14 protein-coding genes are annotated in these 12,728 nt (G+C 69.1%); 5 read left to right on the plus strand and 9 right to left on the minus strand.

Annotation, left to right across the window (positions count from 1 at the left end):
- Positions 1-26 precede the first annotated feature (26 nt).
- Positions 27-806, plus strand: a complete 780-nt coding sequence (locus EAS64_RS02760; protein WP_145851118.1) for a class I SAM-dependent methyltransferase — start codon at positions 27-29, stop codon at positions 804-806.
- Between the two features lie 61 nt (positions 807-867).
- Here EAS64_RS02760 and EAS64_RS02765 read toward each other — a convergent pair whose 3' ends face one another.
- The 6 genes from EAS64_RS02765 to EAS64_RS02790 form a co-directional block, all read right to left on the minus strand.
- On the minus strand, positions 868-1,632 hold the full coding sequence (locus EAS64_RS02765) for an MIP/aquaporin family protein (protein ID WP_145852306.1): 765 nt from the start codon (positions 1,630-1,632) through the stop codon (positions 868-870).
- Positions 1,633-1,737: 105 nt separating this feature from the next.
- A complete protein-coding gene (locus tag EAS64_RS02770; RefSeq protein ID WP_145851119.1) occupies positions 1,738-2,580 on the minus strand; it encodes an SAM-dependent methyltransferase in 843 nt (280 codons plus the stop codon).
- Entirely contained in the window at positions 2,577-3,362 is a 786-nt protein-coding gene (locus EAS64_RS02775) for a helix-turn-helix domain-containing protein (protein ID WP_246115495.1), read from the minus strand. Before EAS64_RS02775 ends, EAS64_RS02770 begins: the two co-directional genes overlap by 4 nt.
- 57 nt (positions 3,363-3,419) lie before the next feature.
- Positions 3,420-3,890: a HEPN domain-containing protein gene (locus EAS64_RS02780; RefSeq protein WP_145851120.1), complete on the minus strand. Its 471-nt coding sequence runs from the start codon at positions 3,888-3,890 to the stop codon at positions 3,420-3,422.
- Positions 3,887-4,477: an ArsR family transcriptional regulator gene (locus EAS64_RS02785; RefSeq protein ID WP_145851121.1), complete on the minus strand. Its 591-nt coding sequence runs from the start codon at positions 4,475-4,477 to the stop codon at positions 3,887-3,889. Before EAS64_RS02785 ends, EAS64_RS02780 begins: the two co-directional genes overlap by 4 nt.
- Positions 4,478-4,557: 80 nt before the next feature.
- Positions 4,558-4,929, minus strand: coding sequence for an LmrA/YxaF family transcription factor (locus EAS64_RS02790; RefSeq protein ID WP_145851122.1), 372 nt, complete (start codon positions 4,927-4,929; stop codon positions 4,558-4,560).
- Between the two features lie 78 nt (positions 4,930-5,007).
- Here EAS64_RS02790 and EAS64_RS02795 point away from each other — a divergent pair, with 78 nt between their 5' ends.
- Complete coding sequence (locus EAS64_RS02795) at positions 5,008-5,439, plus strand: hypothetical protein (protein WP_145851123.1); 432 nt, start codon at positions 5,008-5,010, stop codon at positions 5,437-5,439.
- Here the strand turns inward: EAS64_RS02795 and EAS64_RS02800 are convergent.
- Positions 5,426-6,112 carry an SDR family NAD(P)-dependent oxidoreductase gene (locus EAS64_RS02800; RefSeq protein WP_145851124.1) on the minus strand — a complete coding sequence of 229 codons (687 nt, stop codon included), beginning with the start codon at positions 6,110-6,112 and terminating at the stop codon, positions 5,426-5,428. The genes EAS64_RS02795 and EAS64_RS02800 overlap by 14 nt on opposite strands.
- Positions 6,113-6,217: 105 nt before the next feature.
- Here EAS64_RS02800 and EAS64_RS46635 point away from each other — a divergent pair, with 105 nt between their 5' ends.
- Positions 6,218-7,051, plus strand: a complete 834-nt coding sequence (locus tag EAS64_RS46635; protein ID WP_145851125.1) for a LysR family transcriptional regulator — start codon at positions 6,218-6,220, stop codon at positions 7,049-7,051.
- A gap of 262 nt (positions 7,052-7,313) precedes the next feature.
- Here the strand turns inward: EAS64_RS46635 and EAS64_RS02810 are convergent, their stop codons facing one another.
- Positions 7,314-8,312, minus strand: a complete 999-nt coding sequence (locus tag EAS64_RS02810) for an AraC family transcriptional regulator (protein ID WP_145851126.1) — start codon at positions 8,310-8,312, stop codon at positions 7,314-7,316.
- 347 nt (positions 8,313-8,659) lie between these two features.
- On the opposite strand from EAS64_RS02810, the gene EAS64_RS02815 reads away from it, so the two are divergent.
- Positions 8,660-11,626, plus strand: coding sequence for an NACHT domain-containing protein (locus EAS64_RS02815; RefSeq protein ID WP_187365650.1), 2,967 nt, complete (start codon positions 8,660-8,662; stop codon positions 11,624-11,626).
- A gap of 89 nt (positions 11,627-11,715) precedes the next feature.
- Here the strand turns inward: EAS64_RS02815 and EAS64_RS44440 are convergent, their stop codons facing one another.
- Positions 11,716-11,919 (minus strand): hypothetical protein, encoded by a 204-nt coding sequence (locus EAS64_RS44440; protein ID WP_222848943.1) that lies wholly within the window; start codon positions 11,917-11,919, stop codon positions 11,716-11,718.
- A gap of 70 nt (positions 11,920-11,989) precedes the next feature.
- On the opposite strand from EAS64_RS44440, the gene EAS64_RS02820 reads away from it, so the two are divergent.
- On the plus strand, positions 11,990-12,664 hold the full coding sequence (locus EAS64_RS02820) for a hypothetical protein (protein WP_222848944.1): 675 nt from the start codon (positions 11,990-11,992) through the stop codon (positions 12,662-12,664).
- Positions 12,665-12,728 lie beyond the last annotated feature (64 nt).

A 12,728-nucleotide genomic window follows, 5' to 3' on the forward strand; every position in this document is an offset into this window, starting at 1 on the left:
GGGCGTGGCGCCTAAGCTGTGCTGCTGTGGCGAGCAGCTTTGATCCCGTGGCGCATAACCGCTCCGCATGGGACCGCGAGGTGGAAAGCGGTAACGAGTGGACCCGGCCGGTCGGGCCCGAGGTGATCGCCCGGGCCCGGGCCGGCGACTGGTCCGTTGTCCTGATCGGGTACCAGCCGGTGCCGCGTGACTGGTTCCCGGCTGAGCTGGCCGGCGCGGCGGTCTTGTGCCTGGCCTCCGGTGGGGGGCAGCAGGGGCCGGTGCTGTCCGCGGTGGGCGCGGCCGTGACCGTGCTCGACAACTCGCCGCGGCAGCTGAGCCGCGACCGGGAGGTGGGCGCCCGGGAGCAGCTGGCCGTCCGCACGGTACTCGGCGACATGCGCGACCTGAGCGCGTTCACCGACGCCAGCTTCGATGTCGTATTTAACCCGGTGTCGAACGTGTTCTGCCCCGAGCTGGCACCAGTCTGGCTGGAGTCGTTCCGCGTGCTGCGCCCGGGCGGGATCCTGATGGCCGGGTTCATGAACCCGGATATCTTCATCTTCGACGTCGCGGCGCTGGATGAGCGGGGCGAGCTGATCGTGCGCCACCCGCTCCCGTTCACCACCCTCGACCTCCCGGACGATGAGCGGGAGCGCTCGTACGGGACCGGGCCGATCGAGTACAGCCACTCGCTCACCGAGCAGATCGGCGGGCAGCTCGCCGCGGGCTTCGTCCTGACACACCTGGTCGAAGGGCCGCACCACGCCGACGCCACCGGCCGGTACATGCCCGGCTACTTCGCCACCCGCGCCGTCAGGCCCTGACCGCACGGTCGGGGAGGTCGCCTGCCGGGGCGCGGCCAGCACGCACTCAGGTGCCGTGCGGTTATGAAGCCGGCGCGCGGCGGGTTTCGCGGTCTTGCTGTGCTTCGGCGGCCAGCACGGTGCCTTCTTCACGGTAGAGGAGCCGGTGCAGCCCGGCGGCGAGGACGCCGCCGACCAGGGGCGCCACGATGAACAGCCACACCTGGCTGAGGGCCGTGCCGCCGACGACCAAGGCGGGGCCAAGGCTGCGCGCGGGGTTCACTGAGGTGCCGGTGATCGGGATGCCGACGAGGTGGACAACGGTCAGGGTCAGCCCGATGGCGATCGCCGCGGTCGCGGCGTTGGCCGTCTCGGAGGTTACCCGCAAGACGACGAAGACGAAGATGGCGGTCAGGACGGTTTCGAAGATAAACGCCCCGCCCAAACCGATGTGAATCATTGATTCGCTGCCGTAGCCGTCGGCGCCCAGGCCGGTCGTGGCCCGGTCGTACAGCGGCGAGGTCGCGAACGTGCCCCACAGTGCGAGCGCACCGACGATGCCGCCAGCGAACTGGGCGATCCAGTACCCCACTGCCTCCGGAAGGGAAATGCGGCCAGTGAGCAGCGCGCCGAGCGTGACCGCCGGGTTGACGTGGCTGCCCGAGACCGGCCCGATCAGGTACACCAGCGCCAGCAGCGTCAGGCCGAACGCCAAAGCTGTGACCACCACCCCCGCCGCGACGCTGCCACCGTCGAATTTGAAGCCGAACATCACCGTGGCCGCCCCGACGGCCAGGAACACCAAGATCGCCGTGCCCAGGAACTCGACAGCAAACTTCCGGATCATGCGCCCCCCAGATCGACGCCACGCCAACAGTCACGCTGCGCGACACGTTAAGCGCCAACTGTAACTGAGGTGCTGAGCGTCCCAGATAGGCGAGGGTGGGCGGACCTACCGCTTCCGACCCAGCGCGCACCACAGGGCCGACTTGACCTCCTCATCTCTGTCCAGGTCAGGGCGCCATTCCTCGACACGGACAACCCCTGGCGCTACCAGGTCCATGCCGTCGAAGAACCGCTCAATCTCTTCCCGGCCGCGACCGATGTACTGCTGCTGCGCCTGGCGGCGCACCACGTTCTGAAAGCCCTCGCTCTTTTGCTGGTCGAGGAGTTCCGCTCCCAGGTGGGACAGGGCGAGGTAGCTGCCCGGCGGCAGGGCGTCCATCAGCCTGGCCACGAGCGCGTGCGGGTCGTCGGAGTCCGGAATGACGTGCAGGATCATCAGCAGCGTTACCGCGACGGGCTGGGTGAAGTCCAGCAGTTGGCCGGCCTCGTCGAGGATTGTTCCGGTGTCGCGCAGGTCGGCGTCGATGTACTCCGTGGCACCTGCCTCGTTGCTTTTCAGCAGCGCACGCGCGTGCGCTAGCACCACCGGGTCGTAGTCGACGTACACCACCCGGGCTTCCGGGGCGACGGCCTGGGCGACCTGGTGGGTGTTGCCCGCCGTCGGGATGCCGGTGCCGATGTCCAGGAACTGGCGTATGCCGGCGTGGGCGGCGAGGTAGCGGACGGCGCGGCCGAGGAAGGCGCGGTTCTCCCTGGCGGTGAAGCCCAGTTCCGGTGCGATCTTGAGCACGGCGTCTACGGCTGCCCGGTCGGCCTCGTAGTTGTCCTTGCCGCCAAGCAGGTAATCGTAAATCCTCGCCTGGTTCGCCACGCTGGTGTCGAACGGTGGCCGCTTACTCTGGCCGGCTCCGCCATCACCGGGGGCGGTCGGGGCCTCGTCCGCAGTCATCTGAGCGCCTTTCTCGGGGGCTGGTCAGGTCTCGTGCTAGCGTTTCCGGCCGATTCCGGCCCACAGGGGAGTTTGGCTACCTCGATGAGGTGCCGGAACTGGGCGCGCATTACCGGGGCTGCGCCGGCCGGCCGGCGCAGCACTGCCTCGTCCATGACCGACCAGACATTCGGCGGATCCGGCCTGCTGAGCAGTTCCTGGCGCCTGAGAAACAGGCTTACCCAGCGCTCGATCTCGTCTTCTGGCGGGGCGTTGCGCCCGAGGCCGATGACGGCTCGCGCGTAATCGGCCGTCTGGAACAGCCCGTGCACGAACTGGGCCTCGCAGGTGCGGATGATCGTCGCCGCGGCCTCGAGCCCGAGGTAGGTCTCGAGCCACCCGGGCAGGATGTCGCCGTACTCCCCCCACCAGTCCGGCCCGTTGGACTGCATCACCAGCGCGAGGAACTTCGACAGCACCACCTCGTCGGTCACGCCGTACAAAAGGAGCAGGTCGGTGACATCACGGTTCTTGAGCTTGACCCTGCCGTTTTCCAGCCGGCTGATCTTGGACCGGGACCCGCGAATTTCGAAGCCGGCCTCTTCTGGCGAGATGCCCGCGGCCTCGCGAAGGCGCCGCAGCTGATTACCGAGCCGCATGCGCAGCACGGCCGCGTCGCCTGCGGAGTCTTCCAGGCCAGACAACAGCTGTTCGCTATCCGGCCCCGCACTGTCCATCAACCGCTCCAATGCAGACGGCCGGCTCAGATCCCCGCAAATCGAAAAGCAACGTGACGAAAGCATTCTTCCACAGGGGTTTGCCCGTACCTGACCGCTCCGCCTAAAGGGCACCTGAATTACCTACCAAGGGGAGAGGATTTTGCTTTCCAGTATCTTGCCGGCCGCGTCGTTTACCTCGCGGGCGACCCGGATTGCGTCCTTCACGTCGTCTCCCGAGGGGCTGGGGGTCTCCGTGCTGGGGTACTCGAAGCTGTTGCGTGCGCGTCGGAGCCTGCTGAACGAGCGAAGCGCCCGGATAGTGGATCCGAACTGGGCGGTGACTGCTTCCTGGACCGCGATGTGCCCGCCGCGGCTCGTCGCCCGGAGCCCCTGGGCTTCAAGAAGGCTCGCCGCACTCTTGCGCAACGCGTCGTACGCCAGCTGGTAGGCACCCGCCAGGTCTCCGGTCGATTCGGCCGCCGCCGCTGTGGCCAGGTGCCGCCCAGCGTCCGCCAGCATCCGCCGCGCGAGCCCGGTGTCCGGCGGGACCCGGCTCAGGTCCCCTCCGTTGAGGAGTTCCCGGATGCGCTCGCTTCCTGTTTCCCAGCTCATGCCGTTACTTCCCCACCGAAGAGGGGAACCAGCGGGCGGCGGGTGACGTCGGCATGGAAGCCGTCTGTCCCCTCCCGCCACCAGGCCTGGGACCGGATCGTGACGTTGACCTCCCGGGCCAGGCGGCTCGCGGCCCGCTGAGCGGCGTCGTCGAGCTCGTCCCGGTCCGGAGTGCCGATCACGAGGACGTCCAGGTCCGCCGGCGGGCGACCGACCTCGCCCGCGTACCGTGCGGCCCACGAGCCGAACAGGTAGGCCCCCTCGATTCCCTCGACGCCTGCGAGTTCCTCGGCTAGTACCTGGCGCGGCCCGAACGAGCGCAGCAGGAGCTCGCTCAGGGGCTCCGTCAGCGGCGAGTCCGCAGCTTTCACAAGCCGCGTGCTGCCCAGGCGCCGGGAGCTCACCACTCCGGCTTGCTCTGCCCGGGTGATCTCCCGCTGAACCGACGAAACCGACGCCCCTGAACGCGACGCCAGTCCTGTCAGCGACCACTCCTGCTCCGGGCCCAGCAGGACGAGGGTCAGGATCTCGGCCTGCAACCTGGACCGCAGCAGCGGCAGCAGCGGCGGCGGTGAAGACCTTTGCATAAGATGCAATATAGATTGCACGATACGCAAAAGCGAGTCTACACGCGCACCCCGGCTCGCCATGGCAGAAAAGCCGTCGGTCAGATGTCGCCGACGAGTGACGTGATCGCCTTGGCCGCCTGGTCGAAGGGCTCGAGGTCGCCCGCCGCCCTGCACAGGACATGCGCGCCTTCGAGCAGGATGACAAGCGTCGCGGCAAGGCCCGATGCCTGATCGGCCGCCATGCCTCCGGCGGTGAGCTTGCCGGCCAGCTCGCGCCGCCAGGCGGTGAACGCGTCAGCCGCGATCTCGTGCAGGCCGCCGTCGGCGGCACCTGCCCCCATGGCCACCGCGGCGACCGCGCACCCGCTGCCGCGGGCCGACTGCTCAACGACCGGGCGGATCATCGCCAGGAAGGCCTCGACCACGTCGCGAGGGCTGCCGGCCGGCAGCTGGCTGAGGGTCGCCCGCACATCCTGCCCGTTGCGGGTGGCGGCTTCCGCGACGAGCTGGCTCTTCCCTTCGGGAAAGTGGTGGTAGATCGCGCCGCGATGCCCATCACCGTCACCGCACCTCGCGGCGTCCTGACCCCAACCGGCGAACGGGAGATCCTCCCGCAGCTGTCCGCCGCCCTGATCGAGGCGAGCGGCGCGACAGGCAACTCCTTCTTCACCTCGATCGTCGGCGGAACAGTCCACGTACTCGCCCCGCAGGACATCTACGCGGGCGGCGCGAACAGGCCGGTGGTGATGGTGGAGCTCAAGCTGCCCGACATCGGGCTTGGCACGCACGAGTCGCGCGCCGCGTTCATCGCCGCGGCCACCGAGATAGTCGACCGGCTCACCGTCGAGGGACACGACCCGGACATCACCTGGGTCAACATCCTGAACGCCAACAGCGGCGGATGGGGAATCGCCGGCGTCGCCTACACCGGCGAGGATCTACTCAGGGCGGCCGCGGTCGCCGCCGTCAAGCCTCGATGAGGTGCTCGACGGGCTCGCGGCGGGTGTGCAGGTCCCAGTAGAGGCGAGCGATGTCGTCGGGTTCCCTGACCCGGGTGCCTGCTGGGGCGCCGGGCGTGCCGGCTATCCAGGTGCCGATCGCGACATGGCCGGCGTAGACACCGCTGCCGGCCAGCGTGCCGTTTACGGTGAGGACCCATTTGCGCAGGGCCGCGCCCGCCATGCCGGCGCTGACGAACACCGGCGCGGGTGTGACCGAGGAGCCGCCGGTGGTATAGAGCAATGTTCCGCTGCCGGCGGCCAGCATGGCCGGCAGCACCGCGCGTGTCGCGGTGATCGCGCCGTAGCAGATGCTTTCCAGCTGCGGCTGGAGGTTGTCCACGGTGACGTCCAGCGCTCCGGTGGTGCGCAGGGTCTCGGCACTTCCCGCGCCCTGACTGGAGTAGTGCAGCACGTCGATAGCGCCGAACCGTTCCGCCGCGCTGTCTAGGGCGGCAGCCAATGCGGAGCGCTCGGTGATGTCGGCCGGAAAGCCGGCCGCCGCGACCCCTTGGGCCGCGAGTTTCGCGGTGAGCTCGCCGAGGTGCTCCGTCGAGCGGGCGATCAGCGCGACATCGAAGCCGTGACCGCCGAAGATCTTGCCGAGGGACAAGCCGAGGCGGGGACCGGCGGCCACGAGCGCGATTGCGGGCATGGTGAGCTCCTTGGCGTGGTGGTTACGAGCGAGATGGCCTCAGCTCATCACTGCTCGGAGACGTACGTCCAAGACCGCCAAGGCTGCGACCGATAGCCTGGAGGAATGGACCGGCTCGAGACTCGGGAACTGGCGTACTTCCTGGCGGTGGCCGACGAGCTGCACTTCGGCCGCGCCGCTGCCCGGCTGGGCATCGCGCAGCCCTCACTGTCCAAGACGATCCGGCAGCTGGAAAGCAGGCTTGGTGTCACCCTGTTCGATCGCACCAGCCGCGCGGTCGCGCTGACCGAGGCCGGCCGGGTACTGCGCCGCGAGGCGCGCGTCGCGCTTGAGGCGGTGTCCGCCGCGGCGCTGCGGACGCAACGGGCCGGCACCCGCGACCCGCGGCTGATCCTGGCCATGAAGCCGGGCGGCGACGCTGGCCTGCTCCCGGCCATCCTCGCCGCATACGAACGCGAGTCTGGGGTGCTGCCGGTCGAGGTGGTCTTCGGGGCCGGCCCCGCTCGCATGCTGCGCGGAGGACAGGCGGATGCCGCGATCCTTTACGCGCCGCCTGACGAGCTTGGCGGGCTGGACAGCGAAACACTGCTGACGGAAGCCCCGGTCGCCGTGCTGCCTCTGTCTCATCCACTTGCGCAACGGGCGAGCCTGGAGATGGCCGACCTAGCGGGCGAAGAGCTGCACCAGAAGCCAGCCGATCCCGGCGCGATGAAGAGCCTCAGCGAACTAATGCACCTGATCGCCCTGGGACGCAAGGTCGCCGTGCTCCCCCGGGTACTGACCAGGCCGTTGCGCGATGACCTAATCACCGTTCCAATGACGGACCTCCCCCCGGTCGACCTCCTGCTCGCCTGGCCCGCCCACAGCACGTCCCTGTCGGTCGCGGCCCTGGCCCGCGCCGCCGTGGGCGCCATCCGGTCCAGCGCGATCGCACCCTGAGCCACTATCAGGGTGGCGATACCTGGGAACTGTCGATTAACCGTGAAGATCCTCCAGGATCTTGCCAGCGTCCTCGATCAGACCATCGACGATCGATGGCCAGTCATCTTGCTCCGCGTGGTCGGCTACCTCAGACAGGTCCTGGTGGAGTCCATCGGTATTGATTGAGTGCGCCGCGGGGACGTAGAGCACGCTTTTCGGATCTTCCGTGAGCTTCAGTTGCAGATCCTTACACTGCGTGCGTTGTCCACGGTTCTGCGCCTTATCGGGTGTGCAGCGTGTGGATGGGCAGCACGCCGAACCGTTGCAGGTAAGCGGCGGCAAAGTACGCCTGGCTGGCCCAGCCCCACTGGCGGGCCACTCCGGCCACGGTCGTGCCATCGCCGGGCTCGGCGGCCTGGAGATGCGCACGGGCACGTTCGAGCCGGACGCGGTGCAGGTAACCAATCGGAGTGGTGTCGTAGTGGCGGCGGAACGCGTGCTCCAGGGCCTGGCCGGTCAGCCCGGCCACGGCCGCGATTTGATCCAGGGTGATCGGCTGGTCGACGTAGGCGTCGATGAAACCGGCCGCCTGGCGCGCACTGGCGGGCGGCACCCAGCCCGAACCGGGTAGATAGCCAGCGGTCATGGCCGTGTTGGGAAAGGTTTCAAGGAACGCGGCGGCGGCCATCCGGGTCATCTCCTGTACGAGCAGCGCGGAGATTTCGGTTGCCTCGGAGTTGACAAGCTCGCCGTAGATGAACTCCGCCATTATCGCGAAAAGCTGCCCGGCGTCCGCTGAGACCGGCGCCATGGCCTCGAAGCGCAAGTCCCCGGCGGGCAGCCCGGTACTCGCCTCGGCCAGCGCATCCGCCGCGGCCCACGGGACCCGCATCGCGATGGCATCGGCATCGTCGATCTCGGCGGTCGACGATAGGTGAGCCGGCATCATGAACACGTCACCGCCGGTCACGCGCAGCTCTTCCCTGGCCGTCGCGATGACTCCCGAGCCCCGCAGGTACACGCACGCCACCGGCGGGCTGGTCGGACTGACCTTGGCTGAGTAGGCGAGCCCGCCGTACCGGGTCAGAGACACGTTCAGCCCGCCAGCCGTGGCCGACCGCAGGCCCCCGTGAACCAGGTTCGGGTCCGGGCAGCTGAAGCTGGGCGTGTGCTCGACGTACAGCTCCCCAATCAGGTCGGCGAGCAGGTCGATGTCCCGAGTGACCAGCTCGGCCCGATCCACCGGCACCATCCCGGGCCGTGCACGGATACCCGTCATCGCCTCTCCCTAGCTTGAGCCGATGCCCCTACGCTACTCGGCACGCCCCGCTGCGTCCGCTCTCGAACTGCCGGGAGAAGCCGTTCGCTGGGGCGAGTAAGCCGGACCCGTTCGGGGATGTCACCGTTGTCCAAAGTTCGGTACTTTGTCCTGCGGTACGTGTTCAGCGCGCAACCAGAAGGAGTTACTGACTCGTTCTGCTGGGAAGGCTGCGCTAGAAGACATCAACCGGCGGCACAGACCGGGGCCGGAGGGCTTACTTGAGCGCGAGAGCATGGCGACCGGTTCTGCCCGGATACGGCAACCGGTATCGCCGGTGGGTCCATGACTCGCTTCGTTACGTTGACGTGCAGGATCTCGCCACCGGCGGCGATCACATCCCCGAGCTTGACGACGTCTACGTCGATGTCGCGCTGGTCAGCCGGGCACCGGATCCGGCTGCGGCTTCGACCGGCCCGGCGGACGAAGCGGTGGCCGACGGGTCGCAGCGGCACTCGTTCGGCGAACTACTCGACGGCCAGTCGCGCGTGGTGCTCGCGCTTGTCGGGCGGCCGGGCAGCGGGAAGAGCACGCTGCTCGCGCGGGCCGCGCGGCGCAGCGCGCGGATGTTCGCGCACGGGCGGCTTAATCGCAAGCGCGTGCCGGTGCTGCTCGCGCTGCGGCAGCACGCCGAGGCGATCGTGGCCGACCCCGCTGTCTCGCTGCCTGACGTGGTGCGGGCCGCGGTCGCCGGCAAGCCGGGCAGGGAACACGCCGGCTGGTGGGAGCGCCAGCTCGAGGCGGGTCACTGCCTGATCTTGTTCGACGGCCTCGATGAGGTCGCTCGTGAAGAGGACCGCGTCGCCGTGGCCGGCTGGGTCGAGCGGCAGATCGACACCTATCCGCGCGACGACTTCGTGGTTACCTCCAGGTCCTACGGCGACGCCGACCCGCTGCCGTCCCAGGCGGACCGTTACGTGGTGCGGCCGTTCACGCCGGAGCAGGTGCGGGTGTTCCTGGACCGCTGGTATCTGGCCGCGGAACGGCATGCCACTTCGAGCTCCGGGCGGGCGGCGCGCCGCGCTGTAGAGGAACGGAGTCGTGACTCCGCCACCAGGCTCGCCTCGCTGCTCAGGGAGAATCCGGCACTGCAGGAGCTCGCCGTCAATCCGCTGCTGCTGACGATGATCGCCACGGCGCACCGGTATCGCGGCGCGCTGCCCGGCACCCGCGCCGACCTGTACGGGGAGATCTGCCAGGTCCTGCTGTCGCGCCGGGTCCAGGCCAAGGACATGCCCGAGCTCGTCTCCTGGCCCGCCAAGCAGATGCTGCTCGCCGCGCTCGCCTACCAGATGATGGCTGACCACGTCAGTGCGCTGTCCACCGGGCGCGTCCTTGCCATCATCGAGCCCCAGCTTCGGCGCTTCTCTTCGTCAGTCACGGGCGAGGTGTTCCTTGACGACGTCGCGCGAAACGGCCTGCTCATCGAGTCTGAGGGCCGGTACGCCTTCGCGCACCTGACATTCCAGGAGTACCTGGCCGCCCGGCACGTCAGCGCCAACTCCGACCTGGTGACCAGCCTGGCCGGCAACGTCAGCGACCCGTGGTGGCAGGAGACCATCCTGCTGTACGCAGCGACCGCCGACGTCAGCGTCATCGTCCGGGCGTGCCTGGACAGCGGCACCATCCCGGCTCTAACGCTGGCCTTCGACTGCGACGAGGCCGGCGCCGAGATGGATCCCGAGCTGCGCGAGCGCCTCGACCGGGAGCGCAAGCGTGCGCTCGAGCCGGACTGCTCCCCCTCGCACCGGCGGCTCATCGCCGGCGTGCAGGCCGCGCGGCTCACCCGGCGCACGCTGACGACCGGCGCCGGAACCCGGGTCTGCGCGCGACCCGTCCCCGCGGACCTGTACTGGCTGTTTCTCGCCGACACCCGGGCACCCAGGCCCGACAGCAGTCTGGACCCGCGCGCCGACCAGCCCGCGGCGGGCATCTGGGGTAGCGAGGCGCAGTCCTTCGTCAAGTGGCTGAACTCGATCACCGCCACCGCGACCGGCGTTGAGGTCAGGCTGCCGCGAGGTGACGAACTCCAGGAAGCCGACATCGCAAGCACGCTGGGCCACCTGCTCCCGGACGTCGTCACGAGCGCGTGGACCGCGCCGGAGCTGGACTTGTGGGTGCGTCCCGGCCTGCCGCACCCGCACGAGCTGACCGGCGGCGCCCTGAGGCACACGGTCGCCGCCGACACGCGGAGCACCGCCCTGCTGCCGCAGGTGCTGACCGCGGCGGTCCTCGACGTCGCCCTCGGCATCATCCGCGACCTCGACGACGTCCGTGCCCTGTCTGGCGCCCTGTCCGGTGACATCGCGGCCCGCGCCAACTCCGAGGGGCGGCCGGTTGACCTTATGCACGCGCACGCCCGTGCCATCGCGCTTACCTACGCGCATGCTCTCGAGCTCGCCCGGTCCGACGCCATCACCCGCACCCGTGCCGCCGGTCTCGAACTGGTCCGCACCCTCGATCTGGCTCCCGCCAGTGCCATGGCCGACGCCATCGCCGGGGACCTCGCCGACGTCATGATTCGCGCCAGGGAACGCGCCGTCGACCTCGCCGAGGCCATCGATCAGGATCTGAGCATCCTCGGCGCATTCGACTTCGACATCGGCCACGTGGTTGAGCTGGCCCGCGTCCACTCGGCCGCCCTCGACCCCGCCTACGCCCGTGCGCTCGGCATCGCGCACTCCCCCGACTTCGGCGTGGCCGCCGCGTTGCGACTGACCGGAATCGACAATCTCGACTGGGGCGTCGCGCTGCCCGGGGTTCTCGGGCTGCCGTTGCGCTGGGTCGCGGACGGGCCGCTTGGCCGGACGCTTCTTGGGGTGCTGCCGTCGTCGGCGTCCGGGACCGCTTCCGCTTCCGTGAGTGCCGAGGGGGCACGGGCCGGCGATCCGTATCAGGCGTTCGCCGCCGCGCTCGTGTCGCAGGCGGGTATTGATGACACGGCCCGGCTGCGGGCGGCGCTTGGCAATTCGCTCGCCGACGAGCTGCGTGACGCGTCGGCGTCCGGTTCTGATGAACGACCCGGATCTCCTGGCTGGTACCAGGCGACGGGGCTTGCCCATCTGAGGGACGCCTGGGCGCCGGTGGCCGCCACCCATGAGCCGCCAGCTCCGGCGGAGGCGGCTTCGCTGAGGGCGGTCGCGCTCGCGCTTGCCGAGTCCGGTGCCGCCGACGCCGGGGTCCTGCGGGCGGTCGCCGCCACCGTCACCGCGATCGAGAGCCGGAGCAAGGGCGAGTCCCCGGCCGGGGAGTCGGTCATTCTCGCTCTCGTTTAAATTCGTTAGATTGTTGAAATCAAAACCACATCCCCGTGATGTTGGTTGTTGTCCATGTCTGATCTCCCTGCGGGGCTATTCCGAAGGCATTACTCGCGGCTTGTGACGGGCGCGATCGTGGCCGCGCTCTGCATGGCCGCCGCCGGATGCGCCGCGGCCTCGTCCGCCTCCAGCGCGACGCCGTCCCAGGTGCCGAGTCCCGCGGTCAGTGGTGGCGCCGGCCTCACGCTGAGCAACGCGCCAGGATTGTCGTCCGCCTTCGGGTCGACTCCCCTGCCGCGTAAGACGGTCATCGCCGGACCGCCCGCCGATCCGTTCGCCGGGACTCCCGCTGATTCCTGGGCCGATGGTCCCGCAGGGATCGTGCTCCCGGCCGCTAAGCCCATCGGCGGGTTCAGCAGAGACCAGGTTAAGTTCGCCTACCAGCGGACGCGCAAGCTGCTTATCGCCGCCAATCTCAACAGCACGACACTGCTCGGCGGGGCACCGACCGCCTTCGCCAGCCTGCTGACCGCCGGGGACCGCACCTGGTTCCTGAACGGGCTGAACAAGAAGGGCGTCGACAAGCAGGGCGACGCCCTGAGTACCCGGGGCATGGTCATGTCCTTCCCGCCCGGAAAGGCGCAGCTGATCGGCGACGTGATCAAGGTGCACGGAGTCATGCACGCCCATGCCGCGGTCGACAAGGCCGGCTACAACGTGCTCGATGTCGATGTCGACTACATCTTCGTCTACGCGATCGAGCCGCCGCACAACCCGGCGTCCTGGATGCGCATAGTCAACGAGGTGGACTGGACCCTGTCCTTCGGGAACTGGGCGGGAGCCGCGACCACGTTCGAGCCTTCGATATCGACCAACGGCATCGGCGGCGTCGCGGGCGCGCTGTGCGGGACGACGGACGGTTACCAGCACCCCGACTACCCGGACAACCCCTCAAGCGAGGCGCAGCCGACTGACTCGCCCAGCGGCACGCCGGTGGATCCGTACGTGATCGGGCAGCCGCGGTTGGCCGGCTGCCAGGCCACGACAGGCACCTGACATGGGGCGGGTACGCCGAACCCGTTCGGGATGGGATTGTCAGGAGCCGGGGATGCCTCACGGG

It is taken from the genome of Trebonia kvetii (genome assembly GCF_007827045.1).
GTDB lineage: Bacteria > Actinomycetota > Actinomycetes > Streptosporangiales > Streptosporangiaceae > Trebonia > Trebonia kvetii.